This window comes from Varibaculum sp. GTC20041 (genome assembly GCF_055387755.1).
In genome coordinates, this window is the sequence record NZ_AP041144.1 from 173263 (window position 1) to 197165 (window position 23903).

General features: G+C 52.6%; 22 protein-coding genes. 13 read left to right on the forward strand and 9 right to left on the reverse strand.

Translation table 11 applies throughout. The features are described 5' to 3' along the window. Positions 1-80 precede the first annotated feature (80 nt). Entirely contained in the window at positions 81-1073 is a 993-nt protein-coding gene (locus ACZ5BI_RS00655; RefSeq protein ID WP_464896389.1) for a hypothetical protein, read from the forward strand. A gap of 622 nt (positions 1074-1695) precedes the next feature. On the opposite strand, the gene ACZ5BI_RS00660 is transcribed toward ACZ5BI_RS00655, so the two are convergent. From ACZ5BI_RS00660 to ACZ5BI_RS00690, 7 genes are all read right to left on the reverse strand, one after another. Then, positions 1696-2340 carry a MusI family membrane protein gene (locus ACZ5BI_RS00660; protein ID WP_464896390.1) on the reverse strand — a complete coding sequence of 215 codons (645 nt, stop codon included), beginning with the start codon at positions 2338-2340 and terminating at the stop codon, positions 1696-1698. 38 nt (positions 2341-2378) lie between these two features. After that, positions 2379-3428 carry a LacI family DNA-binding transcriptional regulator gene (locus ACZ5BI_RS00665; RefSeq protein WP_464896391.1) on the reverse strand — a complete coding sequence of 350 codons (1050 nt, stop codon included), beginning with the start codon at positions 3426-3428 and terminating at the stop codon, positions 2379-2381. A gap of 107 nt (positions 3429-3535) precedes the next feature. Next, positions 3536-4447 (reverse strand): carbohydrate ABC transporter permease, encoded by a 912-nt coding sequence (locus ACZ5BI_RS00670; protein WP_464896392.1) that lies wholly within the window; start codon positions 4445-4447, stop codon positions 3536-3538. Further along, the gene (locus ACZ5BI_RS00675; protein WP_464896393.1) at positions 4444-5289 is read right to left on the reverse strand and encodes a carbohydrate ABC transporter permease; all 846 of its coding nucleotides are present in this window, start codon (positions 5287-5289) and stop codon (positions 4444-4446) included. The genes ACZ5BI_RS00670 and ACZ5BI_RS00675 overlap by 4 nt, the downstream gene beginning before the upstream one ends. Positions 5290-5505: 216 nt before the next feature. Further along, positions 5506-6834, reverse strand: coding sequence for an ABC transporter substrate-binding protein (locus ACZ5BI_RS00680; RefSeq protein ID WP_464896394.1), 1329 nt, complete (start codon positions 6832-6834; stop codon positions 5506-5508). A gap of 255 nt (positions 6835-7089) precedes the next feature. Beyond that, on the reverse strand, positions 7090-8436 hold the full coding sequence (locus ACZ5BI_RS00685; protein ID WP_464896395.1) for a C40 family peptidase: 1347 nt from the start codon (positions 8434-8436) through the stop codon (positions 7090-7092). Positions 8437-8695: 259 nt separating this feature from the next. Then, the gene (locus ACZ5BI_RS00690; RefSeq protein ID WP_238128376.1) at positions 8696-9244 is read right to left on the reverse strand and encodes an inorganic diphosphatase; all 549 of its coding nucleotides are present in this window, start codon (positions 9242-9244) and stop codon (positions 8696-8698) included. Between the two features lie 126 nt (positions 9245-9370). On the opposite strand from ACZ5BI_RS00690, the gene dacB reads away from it, so the two are divergent. The 9 genes from dacB to ACZ5BI_RS00735 all read left to right on the forward strand — a co-directional run bounded on the left by dacB (position 9371) and on the right by ACZ5BI_RS00735 (position 19329). Continuing rightward, on the forward strand, positions 9371-10813 hold the full coding sequence (gene dacB, locus ACZ5BI_RS00695) for a D-alanyl-D-alanine carboxypeptidase/D-alanyl-D-alanine endopeptidase (protein WP_464896396.1): 1443 nt from the start codon (positions 9371-9373) through the stop codon (positions 10811-10813). Then, positions 10810-11895 carry a tRNA lysidine(34) synthetase TilS gene (tilS, locus tag ACZ5BI_RS00700; RefSeq protein WP_464896397.1) on the forward strand — a complete coding sequence of 362 codons (1086 nt, stop codon included), beginning with the start codon at positions 10810-10812 and terminating at the stop codon, positions 11893-11895. The genes dacB and tilS overlap by 4 nt, the downstream gene beginning before the upstream one ends. Before the next feature lie 9 nt (positions 11896-11904). Further along, entirely contained in the window at positions 11905-12456 is a 552-nt protein-coding gene (gene hpt / locus ACZ5BI_RS00705) for a hypoxanthine phosphoribosyltransferase (RefSeq protein ID WP_024059657.1), read from the forward strand. 170 nt (positions 12457-12626) lie between these two features. After that, on the forward strand, positions 12627-14624 hold the full coding sequence (gene ftsH / locus ACZ5BI_RS00710) for an ATP-dependent zinc metalloprotease FtsH (protein ID WP_278611863.1): 1998 nt from the start codon (positions 12627-12629) through the stop codon (positions 14622-14624). A 3-nt stretch (positions 14625-14627) separates the two neighbouring features. After that, positions 14628-15188 carry a GTP cyclohydrolase I FolE gene (folE, locus tag ACZ5BI_RS00715; protein ID WP_464896398.1) on the forward strand — a complete coding sequence of 187 codons (561 nt, stop codon included), beginning with the start codon at positions 14628-14630 and terminating at the stop codon, positions 15186-15188. 102 nt (positions 15189-15290) lie between these two features. Further along, positions 15291-16175 (forward strand): dihydropteroate synthase, encoded by an 885-nt coding sequence (gene folP / locus ACZ5BI_RS00720; protein ID WP_464896399.1) that lies wholly within the window; start codon positions 15291-15293, stop codon positions 16173-16175. After that, positions 16166-18202, forward strand: coding sequence for a 2-amino-4-hydroxy-6-hydroxymethyldihydropteridine diphosphokinase (gene folK, locus ACZ5BI_RS00725; RefSeq protein WP_464896400.1), 2037 nt, complete (start codon positions 16166-16168; stop codon positions 18200-18202). The genes folP and folK overlap by 10 nt, the downstream gene beginning before the upstream one ends. Before the next feature lie 4 nt (positions 18203-18206). Beyond that, positions 18207-18701, forward strand: coding sequence for a DUF3180 family protein (locus tag ACZ5BI_RS00730; RefSeq protein WP_278608498.1), 495 nt, complete (start codon positions 18207-18209; stop codon positions 18699-18701). 22 nt (positions 18702-18723) lie between these two features. Continuing rightward, positions 18724-19329, forward strand: a complete 606-nt coding sequence (locus ACZ5BI_RS00735) for a hypothetical protein (protein WP_278611856.1) — start codon at positions 18724-18726, stop codon at positions 19327-19329. On the opposite strand, the gene radA is transcribed toward ACZ5BI_RS00735, so the two are convergent. Continuing rightward, positions 19316-20716, reverse strand: a complete 1401-nt coding sequence (gene radA, locus ACZ5BI_RS00740; protein ID WP_464896401.1) for a DNA repair protein RadA — start codon at positions 20714-20716, stop codon at positions 19316-19318. The two genes, ACZ5BI_RS00735 and radA, sit on opposite strands and share 14 nt — an antisense overlap. Positions 20717-20816: 100 nt before the next feature. On the opposite strand from radA, the gene ACZ5BI_RS00745 reads away from it, so the two are divergent. Then, positions 20817-21485 carry a potassium channel family protein gene (locus ACZ5BI_RS00745; RefSeq protein ID WP_464896402.1) on the forward strand — a complete coding sequence of 223 codons (669 nt, stop codon included), beginning with the start codon at positions 20817-20819 and terminating at the stop codon, positions 21483-21485. Positions 21486-21637: 152 nt separating this feature from the next. Here ACZ5BI_RS00745 and ACZ5BI_RS00750 read toward each other — a convergent pair whose 3' ends face one another. Beyond that, complete coding sequence (locus ACZ5BI_RS00750; protein ID WP_316086434.1) at positions 21638-23014, reverse strand: TrkH family potassium uptake protein; 1377 nt, start codon at positions 23012-23014, stop codon at positions 21638-21640. Between the two features lie 335 nt (positions 23015-23349). Here ACZ5BI_RS00750 and ACZ5BI_RS00755 point away from each other — a divergent pair, with 335 nt between their 5' ends. Together ACZ5BI_RS00755 and ACZ5BI_RS00760 are read left to right on the forward strand one after the other, a co-directional pair. Further along, positions 23350-23565: a helix-turn-helix domain-containing protein gene (locus ACZ5BI_RS00755; protein ID WP_024059667.1), complete on the forward strand. Its 216-nt coding sequence runs from the start codon at positions 23350-23352 to the stop codon at positions 23563-23565. A gap of 125 nt (positions 23566-23690) precedes the next feature. Then, a complete protein-coding gene (locus ACZ5BI_RS00760) occupies positions 23691-23756 on the forward strand; it encodes a 30S ribosomal protein bS22 (RefSeq protein ID WP_434533527.1) in 66 nt (21 codons plus the stop codon). Positions 23757-23903: the final 147 nt, after the last annotated feature.

Genomic DNA, 23903 nt, shown 5'->3' on the forward strand with positions numbered 1-23903 from the left:
GAGGATAATCGCAGATTTAGTCCGGAAAGAAGTTTATGTTCCCTTTGCCCTGAGAACCTAAATCTAGCGATAATGGGAAGGTGATTAATACTGCCCGGAAATATCGTTTGCGCCGTCTAGCAGCGCTTTTGATATTGGTTGTCCTGGTGGCAGTAATCGCCCTGGTGGTGAACCTGATTTATGGGTATATCCGGCAAGAAGAAACTGCTGATTCCATTCCCGAACCCGCCATGCCTCCGGTTAGCGCGCAGGGATATGACGCCACCGATTTAATCAGTGAAGCAGAGTTTACGCGCTGGGATTCCCTTTCGTCCTCCCAAATCCAGGATTTCATTACGGATTGGGGATACGGATGCCGCGCAGGTAAAGCTAAAGCTATGCCGGAAAGCACCGGAGTTGCGCGGACGAATGATGACAGTAAAAAGCAAGAGGTGGAAGTTCCCTGTTTGAAAGATTTTCGCGCTAGCTTGCCCCCTCATGATCCTGACCGATTTTGCCCGCAGGCGGTACCGGGCGGAGATAATCTTACTGCCGGTGAGGTTATCGCTCAGGTGTCTCGCAGCTGTCAGATTAATCCGAAAGCAATTTTGGTGACCCTACAAAAAGAACAGGGGCTGATCACTGTTTCTTCTTCCCGGCTGACCCCACGTCGATACGAAATAGCAATGGGCTATGGATGCCCAGATCATACCCAATGTGACCCCCAGTTCTACGGCTTTGGCACTCAGGTTTACTACGCGGCGCGCCAGTGGCGACGTTACCAGCTTGATCCTGGTTTGTATGATGTGCAAGCTGGCAAACCGGTTACTTTAGGTTATGGCCCGGATGCAGGCTGTGGCAGTAAGGAAATAGTTCCGCGAAACTGGCCGACCGCCGCCCTCTACAACTACACCCCCTACCTGGCTTCAGCCGATGCAATCGCCGGACTTAGTGACGAGTGCGCCCAGCCGGGGAATCTGAATTTCTATCAATTTTATAAAGCCTGGTTTGGCGATCCCCGCCAGGGCGGGGGCGAAGTCCTGACCCGTAAAGCTTTGGCTGGGCGGCAAGATCAGCAAAAAGCAAAGCAGTAACAATAGGTTAATAGGATTCCGATTTACAAGAATCCTTCATTGTTTACGCAGGAAGATGCTAAAATTACGGGGAGCGTTTGCAAGTTGACGCTCTGGCGAAGGATGTTATGGGAGGTATCCTCCGCCTAGGGGAGAATGCCAGGTATTTTCCCCTGACTCGGATCCCTACCGAGGACTGTTAGGGACTTGGGGGCTCAGGTAGGAAGCCTGAGCCCCCAAGCAATTCCTTTCCTTACCCCTGAATGCCTGTTGTCGGTGTGCTTACCTGTTCCCAGCTAACGCTGCCTCCCGCGCGTGCGGGCGGATTTTACCTCGCGCCCCGAAATCCGGAAAATGCTCTGGCATTTTCACGGATTTAGTGCCCGAAGCCTACCCCTCGGCATAAATCCGCCCACACACGCTCACCCTAGCCCCGCGCTTGGAGGTATCGCGCGCAAAGGTCGCGATTTCGAGATGCGGGGAAAAGTTTTATCCGAGTGGGTGCGGTGGGCATAAGAATTCGGAAAACGCCGCTACGTTTTCCGAATTCTTGGGCGGGAGGAAAAACTTTTCCCCGCATATAACCGCATATACCGTGTGCAGCAGAAACAATCGGAACCTCGGGATACTCACTTAGATGCAATTAGTCAGCGGGGTCGGGGTTTTTTAGGGCGCTCAGAGGAGAATCTAAAACCAGTGCTTGCAGGTAAAGAACAAACCCGATGCCGAAAAGAGGCATTATGATGAGGGCGCTCCAGAAAAGACTGGGACGCAGATAAAGCCCAGCTAGCGGTAAGATCGCGAAAAGTAGGGCGCTTAAGGTGCGTGGCAGGCGTCCGATGGCCAGCAACGCAGCGTTGCGCAAAGTTTGCCTAAACGAGGCCGAGAACTGAGAAGTATAGGCAAAGAACCAGATTCCAATGGCAGTTATTACTGCCATGCCGAGGAGGACTCCGGTGCGCATTACCAGATGCCAGGTAGGAGAAGCTGGCAGATATTTAACTAGCTGTAGTTGGTAGGCTCCCACCAGAAGCAGGGCTACTAGCAATACTCCTCCGCCGAAGGCTGAGCGAAAATCGCTGCGAAAGTGACGCCAAAAAGTAAAACCAGGTCGCGCGCCCTCTTCCCGTACCATCTGTAATAAGACGTAGTAGCCTGCGCTAAGAGCAGGCCCGATCGTGACCACCGGCAGGGATGCTATACAGATGAATAGGCTGATCATTGCGACATCAGCAATCAAGGTTAGCAGCGTGGCCAAGAAGCCGTAGTGAGAGAAAAATCGGTTCATAATATCTCAGTTATTGTTTTTACCAGATTGTGGGGTAGCTAGGGCGTAGGTGCCGGACCGGTAGAGTCTGCTATCAACAGGCTGCCACGCAATAATCTTTGCGGCCGGGTTATTGACTGCTTCTTCATCTGGGCGAATAGCAGGCGACAGGAAGTTTCTGCCAGTAGCTCAATGGGTTGCTCAACGGTGGTTAGAGCGGGGTTAGTGTAGCGCGCAAATTCGATTCCATCGAAACCAGTAATCGATACATCTTCCGGTATCTTCAGCCCCGCATCTATCAATGCTTTTTGGGCACCGAGAGCAATCACGTCACTAATCGCCACTACCGCTGTAAAAGGAATCTTACGGGCAAGCAGTCGCGTGGCCATTTGGTATCCGTAACTAAAAGAATAGGGGTTGTCGCCGTCCCCTCCTCTAACAATAAGATTCTCATCGGTGGTGATTCCCTGCGCGCTTAGGGCAGAGATGAAGGCTTTTTCCCGGATGGCACCCACGGAACGTTCTGCTCGGTCAGGGCCGAGAAACGCAATCTGACGATGCCCGAGATCGGTGAGATGAGAAACTATTAGGGAGATTCCATGTTCCTCGTCAACGCTAACCGCAGCCACGGAATTATCCCAGGCAGGTGCCGGTGGCACAGTGCAAAGGGTGAAGGGGAGGGGAAAGCTATTAAAAACCGCCGTTGATTCGCGCGCCTGTCCTCCTAAGAAAAGCACTCCCGCGGCCTCGGAATCTTGATAGGCGCCGCGTCCAATGTTTACCTCATCCGCTTCGTGGGGAACTCGTAATAGCGACATTTGGTATCCGTGGGCGCGGATTGCTTTTTCCAGGGGGTCAATTAGTGAAAGGAAGAAAGGATTGGATGGTCCTTTCATCACTACCGCAATGTTATTGATATCTTGGGATCTTAGGTTCTGCGCGTGCCGATTAGGCTGGTAATGAAGATCCTGTGCAACTTGGAGGATTCGAGCACGAGTAGCCGGGGATATTCCACTCTGATTGTTGAGGGCGCGAGATACCGTAGTGATCCCCACCTGTGCGGCAGCGGCGACATCCCTAATAGTCACGGCGGGTGGCGGTTGTGACATGGGAATAGATCCTTGATTCTATAAGTGTTTGACAGTAGTTAAAGATAACAGGGATTGGGATGGAAGTGTTTTTGCTTCCACCCCAATCCCTGCTTAGTTTAAGGTTCTTAGCCCTTAACCGCGCCGGCGGCTACACCCTCGATAATGTACTTCTGCATGAAAATGTAGAAGATAACAATCGGGATGATCGCCAGCACTAGCATCGCCATGAGGGCGCCCATATCCCGGTTGCCGTTAGAGCCCAGCAGGAACTGAACAACGATCGGGATAGTGCGGTATTCACTACCTGGCCCCAAGACCAGGTTGGGGAGTAGGAAGTCATTCCAGACCCACATGGTATTGAGGATGGCCACGGTAATCGCGGTGGGTTTTAGCATCGGCAGTACTACCCGGAAGTAAGTTTGTACCGGGTTGCAGCCGTCAATAGTGGCGGCCTCTTCAATATCAATCGGAATCGATTTAACGAATCCGGCAAACATGAAGACGCTGAGACCGGCTCCGAATCCCAGATAGAGAACCATCATTCCCACCGGGTTATCTAGCCCCAGGATACTGGATACCTGCACCGTGGGGAACATAACCATCTGGAAGGGGATCACCATCGAGAATACAAAAATGTAATACAGGGCACTGGTCCACCAACGTTTTACTCGAGTGATGTAGTAAGCAGTCATCGCACATAACATGACGATAATGGCCACCGATCCAATAGTGATTACGAACGACCACAGAATCGAACTAAAGAAATTTGATAGTTGCAAACCGGTTACGTAGTTCTCAAGTCCAACGAAGGTGTCTCCCATAGGAAGGGCGAAGGGATTGTTCGACAGCTCGAACTTAGACTTGAACGAGTTCATAACTACGAACAGGATTGGCCCTAGGAATACACAGGTCAAAGCAATTAAGACGATATAGATAATAACTTTGCCAACCGGGTTAACTCCGGACTTGCTGGTGTCTTTAACGGGTTTTTGCTTAGCAACAGGCTGCCCGGGGGCAGCAACGGTAGTGGTGCTCATGCTTCAATCTCCCTTGAACGAGTTGCCCGTAGCTGGAACATGGCGATAGCCACCACGACTACTACGAAGATAACTGCTTTGGCTTGTCCAACGCCTTCCATGCCTACCTGGTTAAACATGGAGTTAACGATATTGAGGGCGACCATCTCAGTTTTACCCGAAGGTGCGCCGGCGGTTAACGCCAAGTTCTGGTCGAACATTTTGAAGGTGTTCGACAAGGTTAGGAACAGGCAGATAGTGATAGACGGCATCACCATGGGAATGGTGACGTTGCGCAGCACTTGCCAGCGACCGGCTCCATCAATTTCTGCCGCCTCGGTGAGTTCTGGAGGAACGTTTTGCAGGCCGGCAATGTAGATAATCATCATGTAGCCGATTAACTGCCAGTTAATCAGAATAATTAGTCCTGCGTAGCCATATTTCCAGTCTGTAACTAGGGTCGCGCCGTAGTTCTGTAAAAAGGCGTTGATAATAATCTGCCAGGTGTAACCCAAGACGATGCCGCCAATCAGGTTAGGCATGAAGAATACGGTTCGGAAGAAGTTAGTTCCGCGTAGTTTGCGAGTTAGTATCCAGGCGATCGCGAACGCAAAGAGATTCACGGTAATTATCGAGACTATTACCACCAATATGGTGAAGAGGAACGCGGAGGTAAAAGTATCTCGAGAATTAAAAACTTCTATATAGTTCTGAATTCCGACGAAGGTTGCATCGGTGATAGTGGTGAATTCGCAAAACGATAGGAAAAAACCAACGATGAACGGTATCAGAAAAGCAATCAGAAAGGCTGCCAGAGTGGGCAGCACAAAAAGTGGAAAATAATATTTTAAATTCGACCTCATTGTTTATCCATTTCCTTTGGCCGGTGGATAAAAGATTAAACAAAAACTGGGTTTACTGCGGTAAATCGAGTTGTAACCGATTTGGTTTATGTCTTTGAAAGCGGGGAATGTATTACTTAAGGTGAGGTGGCAGATAAGAACCGGGCGGTTCCTATCTGCCACCTTGTCCCTGGTAGGGCATTCGCCCTCTTTTATCTAACCGAGGTTATGTCTCAGTTATCTCTTTTCGGCGGCCCAGCCGTCTTGGAAGTTCTTAACTACCTTGTCCCAGTCCAGGTTGCCAATGGCGTACTGTCCCAGATCCTGGCCAAAGTCATCTTTAAACTTCTGTGACGGGTAAGTGGTGAATACCCACGGTACGGTCTTCAGCTTGTCGTTGCTTAGGGAAGCCGCAATTTCCTTGGCTAACGGATCGTTCGGAATCTCGTCAGCAGAGAAGGACTTGAAAGGAGCGATGAAGCCTAGGTCTTCGACTACTGCCTTTTTGCCTTGGGCGTCGCTGAAGAGCCAGTTGATGAAATCAATGGTGGCCTTTTGATCGGCCTCGGAGGCTTTAGCGTTAACTGCCATGAAGGCTTCGGTACCTACGGCCAGACCCTGCTTTTCTTCACCCTTGTGACCGGTGTAGATAGGCAGCATCTTAATCTTGTCTTCTTTAACTACGTTGCCTTTCTCTTCGGCGACCTGGCTCCAAGCCCAGTTACCGTTTTGCACCATAGCCGCTTTGCCCTGCGCAAACTCAGCCATGGAGTCGGCTACGTTCTTGTTAGGAGTTAGCTTGCGGTCAACAGTGGAGTTATCCAAGTAGAGGTCGAAAATATTCTTGAACTCTTTGTTGTACTTGAATTCTGCCTTGTCTTTATCGGTTACCTTGTCGTCCTGGTACTCGTAGTACATGGGAATGTTGGACAGGTGGGTCTGCCAACGCCAATCTTCACCTTTAGCGAGCGACGTGGAGGCAAACACGCCCTCAATTCCCAGGTCTGCCTTATGGGCTTGCATATCCTCAACAACTTCTTTCAGTTTGGCGAAGTTATTGATTTCATCTACCTTAGTGGCTTTGGCGCCCGGCATTGCGAAGTACTTGTCCAGAATCTCTTGGTTATAGACAATGCCGTAGCCTTCTACTGCCAAAGGCACCCCGTAAATCTTGCCATCCTCGCCCTTCAATGCCAGGTTGGGATCATTGAGATCCTTGGCAAACTTAGTGTCGGTCAGATCCGCAGTGTATTTTTGCCAGCTCTTTAAGCCGACCGGACCGTTTACGTTGAACAGGGTAGGAGCATCAGATTTAGCGATTTCAGACTTTAGTTGCTGTTCGTAGTTTCCGGAACCTACGGTTTGGACTTTGACCTCTACGCCCTTGTCTTTGGTATAGGTCTCAGCAATTTTCTTAAAGGCTTTTTCCTGCTCCGGTTTCCAGTTCAACATATAAACTTTGCCTTTACCGTCGTCAGCACCAGAGCCTGAAGAGCAGGCTCCCAAGCCGGTCAACGCAAAAGCACTGGCAACAAAGGTTGCCAGAATACGAGTCTTTCTTGACATTAACGTCCCCCTTTGGACCGTCGATCAGTAGGTGCGGGTTGTTCCGCCCTTCGTCGGAAACGTTTCCGATGAACATCTCTACAGTATCAGTTAGTGCCTTAGAAAGGAAGAGCCAAATTAAGAATTGTTATCTTCTTGTTAACTTTTCAACATAAATTATCTTGATTTGCTGATAAACGGCGGCGGCGCGGGGATTATCCTTCCGCGCCGCCGCCTGGCATTTTAATTTTTAGTTAATTACCGCGAGGTATCGTTTTAGAGCACTCGCACGTATACGGGATTTCCGTAAACCCGGGCGATCTTGACCCTATCTCCCGGTTTAGGAGCGTGGATCATATAGCCATTACCTAGGTAGATCCCGACGTGACTGGAGTAGTTCACCATATCGCCCGGTAGTGCCTGAGATCTGGAAACAAACTTTCCGGCTCCGCGTTGGTGTTTTGCCCGCCGCGGCAGCGTGATCCCGGCAGCGTTCTTATATACGTAGGAGGTCAGTCCCGAGCAATCAAAGCCTTTGGGGGTGGAACCGCCCCATACGTAGGGAACCCCGATGAACTTCTTCGCATAGGAAATAATTTCGGAGCGAGAGGCGCTACCGCGCGAAGTCGATTTCTGATTAGTCGCCTTTTTTGCAGTCTTGTTGGTAGCTTTCGACTGGCTCTTTTTGGCGGGTTTGCTGGTAGAAGTTTGTTTCGGAGCCGGAGAACTATTATTGGTTTCCTTTTGCTCCTGGGCTTGCCTCTTAGCTGCTTCCTCCCGGGCTTTTTGTTGCTCTGCCTCTTTACGGGCTTTTTCTTCCGCAGCTTTCAGGGCAGCCTGGGCAGCAGCCTCTTCGCGCGCCTTCCGCTCCGCTTCGATCTGTGCTTGGCGTTCTTTCTCAGCCTGCTCAGTCACTCCGCGCGCGGCCGCTAGCTGCTTAATTAGCTCCTCACGCTGCGCACCCAAATCGGCAAGCTGTTTCTCAGAGGCAGCCTTAAGTTGGTCGGCTGCGTCCTTTTGGGTTTTAAGTTCGTTAGCCGCCTGCTCTCGATCTTGTTTCGCCTGGCTGGCACGTTCTTGCAGGACGCTGGCAACTTTGGCAATCGAGTCAAAAGTCCGCATCTGGGAATCCGCCTTCGAGCCAAATAGCTCGACGGAGACCTTCCTCATTTCCACAGTCTGCAGACCGTCAGCGTTCAGGTAGGGAGTGAGCGAAGAAAGTGATCCCTGGGTGGTGTAAACAGTGCGTGCTAGGCCGGCTAAAGCCTTGCGAGCTTGCTCCACTTTTTCTTGTGCCTCTTGAGAATCCTGGGCAGTCTTATCTGCTGCCTGCTTGGCGACTACCAGGTTAGAGATGGCATCGTTGTAGCCGGCTTCAGCTTCCTCGGCTAGATCGCGGGCGTCCTGAGTCTGGGCACTGACCTGAGCAAGTTGTGCCTCGATAGCGGCTACCGAGTTAGCGGCATCAGTTTCTGCAGCCTTAGCTGCTTCCACCTTGTCATCTGCAGGTGAAGCAAATGCTACGGGTGCAAAAATTGAAGCGGAAGCTGTTAGAGCGAAACTGGCCGCAATGACCAATGCCCTTTTACCAGCTTTTTGTCCCGCAAAATTGTGGGGCTTCATAGCTTTCCTCCTAGAGCGACTTTGGGAGTTATAAGTCGGACTAACTGCCACAATACCGCGCTTTCGTACCTCTAACAACAAAATTCACATTAACAACAGGTGTAACAAGGGCTAGATCGGAGGAGATTTAGATTAAAAATGCTACTTTTCAAGGGGGTATAGTTAATTTACAAAAAGAAACACGCGGAAAACGCCGTAAAGTGAAATATATCACTATCTGAGGTTATCGGCGTTTTCCGCGTGTCTGGCAGGCAGGAAATTACTCGGTTATCTGTCCGTCAAAGAAATCAGCGACTAGGCCAAAATACTTCTTTCCATTTTCTGCTTCCCACTGCTTCATTCGCTCACGCGAACGCCGGATTTCTTCCTCAGCTTCTTTACGTCCTACCCAATGGGCGCCCTCAACAGATTTACCTGGTTCCAAATCTTTATAAACCTCAAAGAAGTGCTGAATTTCTAGGCGGTGAAACTCAGAAATATCTTCAATCTCGGTACGCCAAGAGGCGCGCTGATCAGCAGCAGGAACACATAAAACCTTATCGTCACCACCGTTCTCATCGCGCATCCGGAACATCCCCAGTGGCCGGCAACGGATCACGCAGCCGGGGAAAGTGGATTCTTCTAAGACCACCAGGGCATCCAAAGGATCTCCGTCCTCGCCTAAGGTGCCATCAATGAATCCATAGTCATCGGGGTAGCGAGTGGAAGTAAAAAGCATACGATCCAGACGGATGCGGCCAGTACCGTGATCAACCTCGTATTTATTACGGTTTCCTTTCGGAATCTCAATGGTCACATCAAATTCCATGTGTCTTTCCCCTTCCCGCCCAAATAGGCTAAGTGTGCGACAATCGGGGCAAAAGTATTACCGCCGAAGTCGTGGCATCTGCTTTATATTTAAGAATACGTGGAAAATTCATAAACGAGGGGAAGAATGCGAAAATCTGTACTTTTACCGCTAATTCTCCTGGTAGCGATGGTGGCAAGCGGCGTCGGTTATGGCGTTTTGGACGCCTACAACCTAGTGCCAGGGATTCTAACCTTAGAAAATGAATCGGTAGACATGCCCGAAACCGTGGAGATTAGTCTTACGGATGCCGGCAATAAGGAAGTAATAGGAATAAATGAACACGCTGCGAAAATTACCGCGGCGCAAGTCCAGCCTCTAATGCAACAGCTGGTCGCCCAAGCGCAAAACGGTTTGCCCCCAAATCCTGATAGCAACGACCCGGCCGCCAAGATGCCGGTGGCGACGGGAAGCAGAGTCGGCGCGATAGTAATAGACACCGCCAGCGGGAAAACTCTTGGCCAAGTAAACGCCGACCAGCTAATGACCCCCGCCTCTTCCAGTAAAATCGTGGCAGCGGCAACTGCCTTGAAAACTCTCGGACCCGATTACCGTTTCACTACTTCGACGCACTTGGCAGGCGAAAAACTATTCTTACGAGGAAACGGGGATCAGCTATTATCGGCAGGTTCTGGAAATCCCGCTGCCACTGCCGGACATGCCGGACTAGCAGACTTGGCGGCTCAAACCACGCAAAAACTCAAAGACAAGAAAACTACTACGGTGCAGTTATTCTTGGACGAGAGTGCTTTCGGGGATCAAAATCCGCTTGCGAACTGGCAAGCCCAAGGCAATGACAATTACGAAACTAAGCCCACCCCCATCGCGATCAACAACGGATTAGCTAACCCCGAGCTGTCATACGGATACTTGCCCGACCCCGGACTTTCGGCAGCGGAACAGTTCGCGGCGCGACTAAAAGACCAGGGTATTAAGGTGGGACAGATCCAGCGTGGCGCTACCCCCAACGATGCCCGCAAAATTGGGGAAGTAAAAAGTGCCCCCTTGCATGAAGTTATGCATGAAACCCTTAAAGAATCGAACAATATGCTGGCAGAAGTGCTGTGCAGAGCTTCGGCAGCGAAAGCCGGAACCGGTACGAACTTTTCCGGGGAAATAAAAATTGCCCAAAAGGTCTTAAATGATCTAAAACTCGAGGGTGCAGCTTTTGCCAATCATGATTGCTCAGGACTATCCACTGAAAACCAGATTAAACCGCAACTATTAGCCGCGCTAATGCAACAAGCTGCTCGCGGCGATGATCCCCAGCTGCGGCCGCTGGTCGCCTCCCTTCCTATTGGAGCCCTAGATGGCACCTTGCACGATCGATATTTGCAGGCAAACGGCGCCGGTAATGTACGAGCAAAAACCGGGTCTTTGCAGAACTCGCGGGCGCTCACTGGTCTCGTGACCACTAAATCCGGTAGAACTCTCACTTTCTGTGTGATTGTTGATTCCTTCAAAGAGGGAACCGGCACAATCGCGCGCGGCGCCATCGATAACTTCGTAAACGGACTGGCAGGTCTGTGACCCGGCAACCGCAAGGCGCGCGAGGACGGGTAGAAAGAGCCGTCCTCGCGCAGCTAAAACATCTAGAAAAACACCATGCGCGGGCAACCTTAGTAGTGGCTTGTTCGGGCGGCGCTGATTCCCTCGCCCTCGCTGATGCTATTATTCGTCTGGCACCTTCGAGGGAATTTAAACCAGTAGCAGTCACCGTTGATCATGGTTGGCGCGCAGAATCGGGTGCGCAAGCACGAAAAGTGCAAAAAATACTGACGGGCTTAGGGTATAGCCAAGTGGAGCTACTCACCCTTCCTGATGCGCAAATAGCCGGTAAAGGCAAAGAAGGTGATGCCCGCAAAAGGCGCTACCAGGCTCTAGAAGAAGCCGCCAGCAGGTACGGTTCTTTGGGTGAAAATGTTTTTATCCTTTTAGGGCATACCCGTGACGATCAAGCAGAAACTGTGCTTTTGGGGCTGATACGTGGCAGTGGCGCGCGCTCGATTGCGGGAATGCGTAGCTGGGATGAGGGCGCCGGAGAACACAGTGCTAGACGCGCCGGCTATCTGCGACCACTCCTGGCGCTGCCCCGCCGCGACACCGTAGCTGCTTGCCACGAAGGGGGACTATCTTTTATCGACGACCCTTCCAACAATCCCGAAGGACCAGTTCGAGCTGCAGATGGTACGGCTCTGCGGCGGTCAGCCCTGCGGTACCACGCCTTACCCGCCCTCGAAAAAGCCCTCGGGGTAGATCCGCGCCCCGCCCTCGCCCGCACTGCCGCCCTGCTGCAAGCAGACTTGGATGCCTTAGACAGCCTAGCTGCCGATTGGTTTGCCAAGACTCAGCGGGGTGAGGGAGAGAATGTAACGCTGGAAACCAAGGGGCTACTTGCGCAACCAGCGGCGATCCGAAAGCGGGTGTGGCGCCTGGCGGCGCTAAAGGCCGGGGCGCGAGCCTCAGACCTGCGGAAAGTTCAACTAGATGCCGTGGATTTTATGGCTACCCACCGCCGAGGTACCGGCCCGATCCAACTGCCTGGGAAAGTGACCTGCACCCGAGTGACAGGAACCTACGAACTTTACTTTCACGCGCAATCGAGAGGATAGACTGGGAAAATGGACGCCAATGATATGGGCGATGCGCTGGAGCGGATATTGATCAGCGAGCAGCAAATCGCGGACAAGCTGCAAGAAATGGCCACCCAAATCGATCGCGACTATCGCGGCCGAGAAATCTTATTAGTCGGGGTGCTCAAAGGAGCCACGATGGTGATGGCGGATCTGGCTCGCCTCATTCATACCCCCCTAGAAATTGATTGGATGGCGGTTTCCTCCTATGGGGCTTCTACCAAATCCTCCGGAGTGGTGCGGATTCTCAAAGACTTAGATTCCGACCTGGGGGGACGGGACGTGTTGATAGTAGAGGACGTGATTGATTCCGGCTTAACTTTGGATTGGCTCACCCGCAACCTTTCTTCGCGGGGTGCGGCCTCGGTAGAAATCGCTGCCCTGCTGCGCAAACCGGAGGCGGCGAAAGTTGCAGTTGACGTGAAATACGTGGGATTTGATATTCCCAATGATTTCGTGGTGGGGTACGGCCTGGATTACGCAGAAAAGTACCGGAATCTCCCGTTCGTGGGAACCCTCGCACCGCATGTTTACCAATAGTGGGTCAAGCAGGTTCACTGAACCGCGCACTGGGAAGAAACGGTACCTCGCGAGGGTAAAATTCGGCTGAGGGTGACCAAAATAAGCAATTGGAGCCCAAAGCGTTTAGGCTTGTCTCTATGAAATAACGCCGCCTGGCGGCACCGGATAATAGGGTATGAAACCGATAAATGGCGAAGAAGAAAAAAGAAAATAAGAAATTTTGGCTGAAATGGGGGATCCCGGCGATAGTAATAATCGCTGTATTTTGGGTGATCTCCCTGGTAATGGCGCCTACCGTTATTGACACCTCCGAGGGGATAGCGCTACTAAAAGGCAAAACCGTTGAGCGGGCGATAGTCAATGACGGCACTCAGCAGGTAAAGCTAGAATTATCGAAGAAGTACACCCCCAAAAACTTGGGGAAAGATGCCCAGATGATTCCGCAAGGCGCCACGAAAGAGGTCACTTTTACCTTTGTGCAATCCCAGGCGGAACAGGTAAATGAACTAATCCAGGACGGGAACCTGAAGAAGGGATATAACTCGATTTTCCCGACCGGTTCTTGGTGGTCAGCGCTTTTACAGATGATGATTCCGCTGCTACTGTTCTTTGCCCTGATCTGGTGGGCGATGTCCAGAATGCAGGGCGGCGGCATGATGGGATTTGGGAAATCCAAATTCAAAAAGTTTGACGCCTCCGCTCCCAAGATTACTTTCGCCAATGTGGCGGGAGCCGATGAAGCGGTAGAGGAACTCCGCGAAATTCAAGAGTTCCTGGCCAATCCCGCGAAGTTCCATAACCTGGGGGCGCGGATCCCTAAAGGCGTATTGCTGTGTGGTCCGCCCGGAACCGGTAAAACTTTGCTGGCCAAGGCGGTAGCCGGGGAAGCGAAAGTTCCCTTCTTCACCCTGTCCGGCTCGGAATTCGTCGAAATGTTCGTGGGCGTGGGCGCCTCGCGGGTGCGCGACCTCTTTAGCCAGGCTAAAGAGTCCGCCCCGGCGATCGTGTTCGTTGACGAAATCGATGCGGTGGGGCGTCACCGCGGCACCGGTATGGGCGGTGGCAATGATGAACGCGAACAAACCCTAAACCAGTTGCTGGTAGAGATGGACGGGTTTGACGAAAACACTAACGTCATTTTGATTGCCGCCACCAACCGTCCCGATGTACTCGATCCGGCGTTGCTGCGCCCGGGACGTTTTGACCGGCAGATAAACGTGGATGCCCCCGATATCAAGGGACGGAAAGCAATTCTACAGGTACACGCCAAAGGTAAGCCGATGACTACCGATGTGGATCTAGAACAGATCGCGAAACGTACTCCCGGCTTTACCGGTGCCGACCTGGAAAATGTGCTTAACGAAGCTGCTTTGCTAACCGCTCGTTCTAATGCGGATCTGATCGATATGCGGGCAGTTGATGAGGCAATCGACCGGGTAATTGCGGGGCCACAAAGACGCACTCGAGTTATGAATGACCACGACAAATTGGTTACCGCCTATCATGAGGGCGGACACGCGCTTTGTGCGGCTGCCTTGCGATATACCGATCCGGTCACCAAGGTTACGATTCTGCCGCGTGGACGCGCCCTGGGATACACCATGGTGATGCCGGTTGAGGATCGCTATTCGCGCACCCGTAACCAGCTGTTAGATGAACTGGTTTACGCCATGGGAGGGCGGGTAGCTGAAGAGCTAGTATTCCTGGATCCTTCCACCGGTGCCTCCAACGATATTGAAAAGGCCACCGCTACTGCTCGCCGCCTCGTAACCGATTTCGGTATGTCCGACAAGGTAGGGCCGGTAAAGCTCGGTAAAGATGATAGCGAACCTTTCTTGGGGCGCGATGGTATCTCCAGTAGAAACTATTCCGAGACAGTGGCCAGCACTATCGATGAAGAAGTACGTAGCTTCCTAGACACTGCCAATCGTGAAGCCTGGGAGATCCTTACTCGCAATCGCGGGATTCTCGATGATTTAGCTGCCCGACTAATTGACAAGGAAACCCTGCTAGAAGAAGAACTAGAAGAGATCTTCTCTCCGGTTCAAAAACAGGCAGAACGCACCGTTTGGTCCTATGGTCAAGAAGGGGCAGTCCCCGGAGCGGTTTTTGGTAAACCGATTGCTGGTTCCCAAACTCCGGCTACGGCTCCGATTCCGGAAAATCTAGCGGTAGAGGGCGAGTAACTAGTGGGTTACAACCAGGATGGAGTAGAAAAGGCGATTCGCGATTTGCTGATCGCGATCGGTGAGAACCCCGATCGGGAAGGACTGCAGGAAACCCCGGCACGGATGGGTAGAGCCTGGAAAGAAATAATTTCTGGGATGCACTCAGATCCGGCAGCACCCCTCGAAAAACAGTTTCACGTGGACGATGAGGAAATGGTGATGGTGCGGGGGATCCCTTTCTACTCCCTGTGCGAACATCATCTGTTGCCCTTCTTTGGGGTAGCGCACGTGGCCTATATTCCCCGTGAAGGCCGGATTACGGGACTATCGAAACTAGCGCGGGTAGTAGAGGGATTCTCTCATCGCCTGCAGGTACAAGAACGGCTCACTGCGCAGGTCGCGGATGCTTTAATGGAGAAACTGGATCCGCGGGGAGCCGCGGTAGTTATCGAGGGTGAGCACCTTTGCATGTCCATGCGCGGAATCAAGAAGCCGGGCGCGCGTACTACTACCTCAGCGCTGCGCGGGGTTATGCGTTCTGACCCGCGCTCGCGGGCGGAAGTGCTTTCCCTGATTCGCTAAAACTAGTTAGTCTAGGCGTTTTATCGGGTGGAAGAATGGAGAAATGCTACTTTTGCCCGCCTCCAGACCAAAAGGACGTTTAATGCCAGGTAGGCTAGAATCATGACAATCCGCCAGATTCCTGACTTTTTAACGCCCGGACGCACCAGAGTTATGGGGATCATTAACGTCACTCCAGATTCTTTTTCTGACGGTGGCGATTGGTTCAATCCTGAAAAAGCGATTGCCCACGCCCTCGAGCTGGAAGCCGCAGGTGCCGATATCCTCGATATTGGTGGCGAATCCACCCGGCCGGGAGCCGAGTCTTTAAGTCCCGCGCAAGAACAACGTCGAGTGCTGCCGGTGATTGCCGGTTACTTAAAAGCATCTCGCAACCCGCTGCCAATTTCTTTAGATACCATCAACGCGGAAACTGCTGCCGCTGGCATAGCTGCCGGAGTACAGGTCATTAATGATATTTCTGGGGGGACCCTAGATCCGGGGATGCTTAAGGTGGTAGCCGAAACCGATGCCTACTATATTTGCCAACATATGCGCGGTAACCCGAAAACTATGGATAGCCTGTGTGACTATGGCGGGGACGTAACTGGCGGGGTTTGTCAAGGTCTGAAAGAACGTATCGAGGCATGCGAAAGTGCCGGAGTTAATCTGAAGCGTCTGATTCTAGATCCTGGTTTAGGGTTCGCAAAAAGCGCTGAGCAGTCTTGGGAGCTATTGGGTAACCTAGAGCAACTGGCAAAGCTGGGATATCCCTTGCTCATTGGGGCTTCCAGAAAACGGTTCTTAGAAATGGCGGTTCCCACCGGCTGGGACAATGCTTTGCCCGCGGGGATTAAGGCGGGAGCCAGACGGCGGGAGGACGCTACCACCGCGGTGAGTGCGCTTTGCGCCGAGAGTGGAGTTTGGGCAGTTCGGGTACACAATGTTGCGGCTTCAGCTAGTGCGGTCGCAGTGGGGCAACTGTGGAGGGAAGCGGCATGTCGCTAACTCAAGAAGAAATCAGTGAACGTTTGCAATACCTCGACCACATTAGTCTGGTGGGGATTGAGGAACGTGGACGGCATGGGATGCTCGATCATGAACGCCAAGACGGTCAACTATTTCTAGTTGACGCCGATATTTACTTAGATCTGCACGGTGCCGGGGCTAGCGACCGGATTGAAGATACCGTCGATTATTCGCAGACATCGGCGCTGATTAGCCGAATTATTACTGGCCCGCCTTGCGACCTGTTAGAAAAAGTTGCTGCCCAGATTGCCGAAGAAACTCTGGAACTGGAAAACGTCCAGGCAGTGCGGATCTGTTTACATAAACCTGAGGCGCCTTTGGGTCTAGAAAAACAAGACGTAAAGGTAACCATTTGGCGGGGTCTGGAGAATCTACTTCCCGAGGAAGAAGAACCTTTGGAAGAGACCGCTCCCTTATCCCTGGCAGAGATCGCGGCGGAGGGTGCCGCCGAACCGGGAGACACTTCCCCCGAGGAAGCAGATAATCCTTTAGAACAGGCTCCCACCTCCCCTAGGCAAGTGGTAGTGGCCATGGGAGGAAACCTAGGAGAAGTTTCTGCTACCTTCCGTGAAGTAGTTGCGCAATTGTCGCAAACTAATGGGATCGGGGTAGTTGAAGTTTCTCCTCTGGTGAGGACAGCTCCGGTACTTAGCGAAGACCAGGAAGAGCAACCAGATTACTTAAATGCGGTAGTAATCCTCTCCACTATGCTTTCTCCTTTAGCGCTTTTGCAGGTATTGCAAAATCTTGAGGACGAGCACGGCCGGGTGCGAAGCGAGCGCTGGGGGGCACGCACTCTGGATTTAGACATCATCGATTATCAAGGCGTTACCAGCAAGGATGAGCGTTTGACTCTGCCGCATCCGCGGGCTAGTCAGCGCGCTTTTGTGCTCTTACCCTGGTCGCTGGTAGCCCCGGCAGCCGAACTTACCGGGGTAGGCGAAGTGGTAGTTTTGGCAGACTATGCCCCGGATCGGGATGGAATAAAAGAGATCTACCCCGATTGGATAGACAATAACCATCCGCTAACCGAAGCGGGGACGGGATCAATCCCCTTACCGCGTTGGTCAGCAATTTCTCGTCCTGCGGTTCCACCGCGAGTACTAGACGATGCTCGAGAGTTGCATCCTACCGGAGAAGTATCGCAGGTGGATAAGCTTAGTTCGCCGCTTCCTGCAGCTTCCGAGGAGGCGCCTTCTGTCCAGGGTCCCCCGCGTCCACTTCCTCCTACCGCCTCCGCGCAGCCCACTCCTCCATCCTCTTCTTTGCCCCTGCCGCACCTGGGTCATGATCGCCCCCAAGCAACAGTGATCTTAGATGAGGAACCAGAAGAAATACCTGAGAAGCAAGAAACGATAGCGCCAAAGCCTAAGAAAAAGAGCTGGTGGCAGCGGATTAAAGCTTTCTTTGTAGGGGAGAAAGCAGATCCCGAGCAGTTTATGCCAGACTTTGAGCAAGCGGACAACCTGACGGAAAATGCAGTCGGATCTGAGCATTCCTGGCAAGCGCTGCCTAATCCTCCCGTACCCGCTCCGCCCTCCTCGCCAACGCAGACTGAAAGCGCCAAGACGGGCGCCGACGAGGAAAAAAATCCGGCTGCAGCGCAGAATACCGTCCCAGAAGCGGGAACTACCATCGAAACTAGGGAAGCTAATGACAGTCAGCAAGAAGCTGCTGGTGGCGCCTCCCAAGTTATGGAGGCAACCGAGGGAGCGAGCAACGAACAGCCAACTGAAACCATCAAGCGGGGCACTGGCCGTCACGCCGGTAGGTTAGTTACCGGTCCGATTCCAGTTCCGGAAGAATCCCCGCAGCCGCTCCCGCTAGATATTACGGCAGGTCAAACTAGCGATAGTAGTGCTGCTCGCGAGGAAGACGAATCTCGGGTGGAACGCAAATCTATTCTGCGTCCGACCACTACTGGCGCGATCCCGCTGGTCAAGCCGGAAACAGACCGAACTGCACAACCTACTGCAGTTTTCGATCCGCTAGCGGACTCCGAGTAATAATATGCGGCCACTGCGAAAACTTAGCCTGTTAGCCCTGGGGGCAACGGCATTATTGGCGGGATTCTTCCTCAGCGATTTGGCAGTGAAAATGGGGGGCACGCCTTTGCAATTCAGCCCCATTCTCACGGTGCTGATATTTTGCGGGGCGGTGGTACTCGCAATTTTTGGGCAGGCCGTCAAGCGTTTGCGTGACGGGAAACCCTCCTGGATGCAGCTGGCGAAAGCCCCGATTGTAGCGTTGGTAGCCCAAGCCTCCGCGGTGTGGTCAGCTTTGTTCTTGGGGTATTTACTTTCCCAGTTGATCTTGGCGTTCCAGTTGCGTCATGCGGAAATAGCGGGTTCGTTTGCGGGAAACACTATTGCTTTAGCGCTGGTGAATCTGGCGCTACTAGTGGTCGCGCTGCTAGTTGAATCCTGGTGCATTATCGATGACGGCGATGACGGCTCACCGGGGGCAAATGGGGTTCCCGGTGGCGTTAATCCGGCTTCCCCCTAGCGGCTTGGGGTAACCTAAGGGCATGAGTCCAGATCAACGCCGACGCTCTTCCGAGCGGGTACGCCCTTCGCAAGCAACTTTTTGGGTACGCCGGCTAGTAGCAGTGCTAATTTTGGCGGTGTTGATCGCTCTAGTGGCATTAATTGTTCGTTTCGCCTGGTCGTGGATGCAGGCTGCCGATGACAGCAAGCAGCGTGCGCAAGCTGAACAAGCCAAAAAAGAGGTCGTAACGCAACCCACTACCTGTAAGCTGGCAAATATTAGCTACAAATTGGAGCCGGAAAAGACTGAAAACCAGGTGGGAGCGGGCGTTAACTTCAAAATAGTTTTACATAACACCAAAGGTAATCAGCCTTGCACTATGAATGGGGCTATAGACAAGGTGGGCGTAAAAGTTATTACCGGTGAAGATACGGTGTGGGAATCTTGGAAATGTCAGGGGAAGGTTCAAGAACAGCCACTGCTGCTGGGAACCGGCATGGAATATGACACCACCCTCAAGTGGGATGGGAAAACTTCAAACGGTTGCGAGAAAAGCGATATGGCGCAGGCCGGCACTTACCGGGCTATTCCTGTTCTCTATGGGAAAGAAATCGCCGACGCGAAAGCCGTCTTTACTTTGAAGTAGCCTCGCCCTCGGGCAGGGCGATCATTACTGCTTCTGCCAGGTTAGTTACCGGATGTAGTTTCATCCCTTTGGGGGCAGTAACTTCATCGGCTCCCAAGCGAGGTATCAGAGCGTGACGAAAACCTAGCCGCGCGGCCTCGGATAGGCGCTGCCCCACGCCCACGGTAGCGCGGATTTCGCCGGTTAAGGATACCTCCCCGATAGCCACCATTTTTTCTAGGGGAGGGCGTGACTTGGTAGCGCTGGTAATGGCTAACGCCACCGCCAAGTCAACTGCCGGTTCGCTGGTTTTGGCGCCTCCTACGGTGGAAACATATACGTCACATTGGGAAAGGGCGAGACGCAGGCGGGCTTGCAATACCGCTAGAGTCATTGCCACCCGCGAATAATCCAGTCCCGAGGTGGTGCGCCGCGCTGAACCCCCTGACACCAGCGGAGACACTAAGGCTTGGATTTCGGTAGGCATCGGGCGTCGTCCCTCTAGGGTTACGGTTACGCAAGTCCCGGGTACCCGCGAGGAAGTCTGTGACAGAAATAGTCCCGAAGGGTCTGCTAACCCGATAATTCCTTTCTCTACCAGTTCGAAACAACCAACTTCATCGGTTGCGCCATAGCGGTTCTTAACTGCCCGCAGCAGCCGCAAGCGGGTATGACGATCCCCCTCGAACTGGGTAACTACGTCAACTAGGTGTTCTAAAACGCGCGGCCCGGCAATTCCACCGGATTTAGTTACGTGTCCTACCAGCAGGATCGGGATCCCGCGACTTTTGGCTACCTCGATTAGAGCCGAGCAGACTGCCCGTACCTGGGTCACGTTTCCGGCTTGCCCGCTGACCTGGCCGGAGGCAATAGTTTGTACCGAATCTGCAATCACCAGTGAAGGGGAGCATTGATCGATATGCCCCAGGACGCTTTCCAATTCGGTTTCCGCAGCCAGTAAGAGATTATCGGTCAGGGCGCCGATCCGTTCTGCTCGCAGACGTACCTGTGCGGCAGATTCTTCCCCGGTTATATACAGTACCGACTTGTTTGACCAGGTGGACGCCACTTTTCCGGCAACATCCAATAAGAGGGTAGATTTGCCGACCCCCGGTTCGCCCGCCAATAAAACCACTGATCCTGCCACTAGGCCGCCGCCGAGTACCCGGTCTAGTTCTCCGATCCCCGTGGGGATGAATCTAGCGTCAGCAATATCAACTTCACTGATGGGCAGAGCCTTATTTCTGGGAGTTTTGCCTGCGATCTTATTGCGAGAGGGTGCGGATTCCTCAGCCGGGACGCTTTCCTCTAGCGTTCCCCAAGCTTTACAGTTACGGCATTGCCCCAGCCACTTGCTAGATTGCCAGCCGCATTCTGAACATTGATAGCTTATCTTTGCCTTGGCCATGCCCTAACTTTAGCGCGCCAAGCCTAGGAAGTAATCGAGCGGGGTAGGCTGGAAGCAGAATGCTTGATTATCTACAGTTGGAGATAAAAGGAGGACGCAGATGGCGAAACGGGATACTGGCGCATCTGGAGTGCTAGTTATCGGTTTGGGGCGTTTCGGTTCGGCGGTTGCCGTCTCATTAGAGAGCCTAGAGCGTGAAGTGTTGGCGGTAGAAAAGTCTCCGCGGATCGTTACCCAATGGCAGTCGCGCTTGCCGGTGGTGCAGGCCGATGCTACCAGCGCTGAAGCCTTAGAGCAGCTGGGCGCCACCGATTTTCAAGCCGCCGTAGTGGGGGTAGGGACTGCCCTAGAGGCATCGGTACTGATCACCGCGAACTTGGTGGATCTGGGAATCGGGTCGATCTGGGCAAAAGCCACTTCCCTAGAACATGGGTCGATTCTAAAGCGAATCGGTGCTCATCACGTGGTTTACCCCGAATATGATGCTGGGGTGCGTACCGCGCACCTCGTGGGTGGCAAGATGCTGGACTATATCGAGATGGATCGCAAGGGCTTCTCGGTAGTGAAAATGCGTCCGCCCAAAGCCTGCCACGGCTTTACTTTGGCGGAACTAGATACTCGCTCTAAATATGGGGTCACGGTGATTGGGGTGCTCTCTCCCGGCGAGCCTTTTGAATATGCTGCTCCCCAAACCCGGGTGGATGCTAACGACATCATTATTGTTTCTGGTGACGCTGAATTATTGGAGCAGTTTGCGCAAATGCCATAACCCGCTTTAGGAGTCGAAATCGGGGTTTCGGGGACTTTTGGGGATTGTAGAGGACGCGGGGTAGCTAATCTCGCGCGGGTTTCGAGCGTTTCTGCTACCTGTATCCCGCTACTAAATTTCTATCCTAGAAACTGTAGGTTCTCTCGGCAGAACTATCCGATGATGGGACGTTCTTCGGGCATTCTGATTACGCGCCGGCGCTCGCGCAGCGCGAGCGCCGCTGCCACTGTCATAGTGCCAGTTCTGCCCGCAAACATTAGCAGTACCAGTGAGTATTTCCCGATAATCGGTAAATCGGGGGTGATTCCGGTTGATAATCCTACGGTGGCGAAAGCAGAGATCACTTCGAATCCGATAACGTCCATCGAATAGTCCGTTACCGATAGTAAGAAGAAGATAGCGGTCACCACCAGGATGGCGCCCAGACCGGTCACGGCCACTGACAGGCGCACTACCGAAGGGGGAATGCGGCGATGGAAGGCTTCTACGTCGCGATCCCCGCGAGCCTCCGCCATAATCGCCAAGATCATGACTGCCAGGGTGGAGACTTTGATACCTCCCGCGGTGGAGGCGGAGCCCCCGCCAATAAACATCAGTACGTCCAGCAGGAACCAGGATCCTCTGGTCATTTGTCCCACGTCAATGGTGCTAATCCCGGAGGAGCGGGAGTTCACTCCGAACAGAATCGAGGTTTGTAGGGATTCGGAAGTGCTCATGGAGCCGAAAGTTCCCCGGTTATTCCATTCTGAACAGGCGATTACTACCGCGGTAAATAGCCAAACGGCCAGGTAGGTAGTGATAGTTAGTTTTGAATGCAAACTAAGTTTGTGGGGGGAACGCCAGTTTTCTTTGAGGTCTAACATGACTGGGAATCCCAGGGCGCCCAGGAAAGTTCCCAGGATTACCGGGGTAATCATCCACCAGTCTCCCAGGTGGGCATCTATTCCCTCGGGTAGGTTGATTAGTCCCGCATTATTGAAAATGGAGATGGACTGGAACAGAGCGTGCCAGATAGCGGAGCCAACGGACTCGTTCAAGGTTAAGAAGCGAGGTAGTAGCGCGATGAAAATAATTGATTCGCAAGTCAGTGAGGTGACGATCACCGTGCGGATCAGGGCGCCGACTTTGCCGAGGGAAGCGGTTTTTTCGATGGCGGCCAGCATTCTTTGGGTTAGTCCAATATGGCGTGATACCGCTAGTGCCAATATCGATGCCAGGGTCATTACCCCCAGGCCGCCAATGAGGATCCCCAACATGATCACGATTTGTCCGAATAAAGACCAGTAGGAAGCGGTGTTGACTACGGTTAGGCCGGTTACACAAACTGCTGAGGTGGAAGTAAAGACTGCGTCGACCAGGGGAGCGGGTTTGCCGGTGGTGGTGGCAATCGGTAAAGAAAGCAGTAGCGTCATCACCAGGATGATTACTGCGAACACCAGTACTACCAGCCGTGCTGGGGAGGTGCGGGCAAGATGGTCTAGTGATTCTCTGACCTTCGCACGCTTGGAAACGCGCCGCTGTTTTGCCATTGCACCCCCTTTAAAAATAAATAATTCCTGCCTTGATATTAACCCGCTGCTTCTACTTTCGGTTAGGACAGGTAGGCAGGATTATTTTCGCAGCACCAATACCGGAAAATATAGCTTCCAGTAGAGTAAATCAGTAGAAAAATAACTAAAGCAACTCTAAAAAATAACGAAAATTTCCGGTTTTTTAGGTACTTTGCTGTGGCAGTTGAGAAAAGTGGGTCTCTTGGGGTATTTTTAGACATGGATGCCTGAAACTCTAGAATTTTTCTAGGTCAACGGCTTAAGCTTATAAATAATCCCTAACCGGCATGGATTCGAAATTAGGACGGAACATTATGGCACAGCAGCAAGCTCCGCGCTTCGTAACAGTGGCAGAGGTCGCGGAACTAATGCGTGTGTCCAAGATGACGGTCTATCGGATGATCCACGCCGGTGATATCCCCGCAGTTCGAGTCGGTAAATCTTTTCGGGTACCGGCTGCGGCCATCGACCAGATGATGGGGCAGGGTTTTGGTGACTGGGAACAGTCTTCAGGGGTAGCCAATAGTTAATCGCCGCTTAAGTTGTTGTATAGTAGGGCGAGAAAAATACCTTAAGGTAATATCTGCGCCGCGCGCGCACCAAGAAGCAAAAGGAGAACCTAGTGGGCTCGGTAATCAAAAAGCGCCGCAAGCGCATGTCCAAGAAAAAGCACCGTAAGCTGTTGCGTAAGACTCGTCACCAACGCCGCAACAAGAAGTAGCGGGCAATAATGCAAAATGGATCCAGGCATAACCTGGATCCATTTTTTATTTAACCGTCCCCGCTACCTCAATCAGTGTTAGCCCCAAAGGGTCTTTTAAGTCCTATATCCCCTGTTTAAACCCGAAAAATAATCCGCACCCCAAAA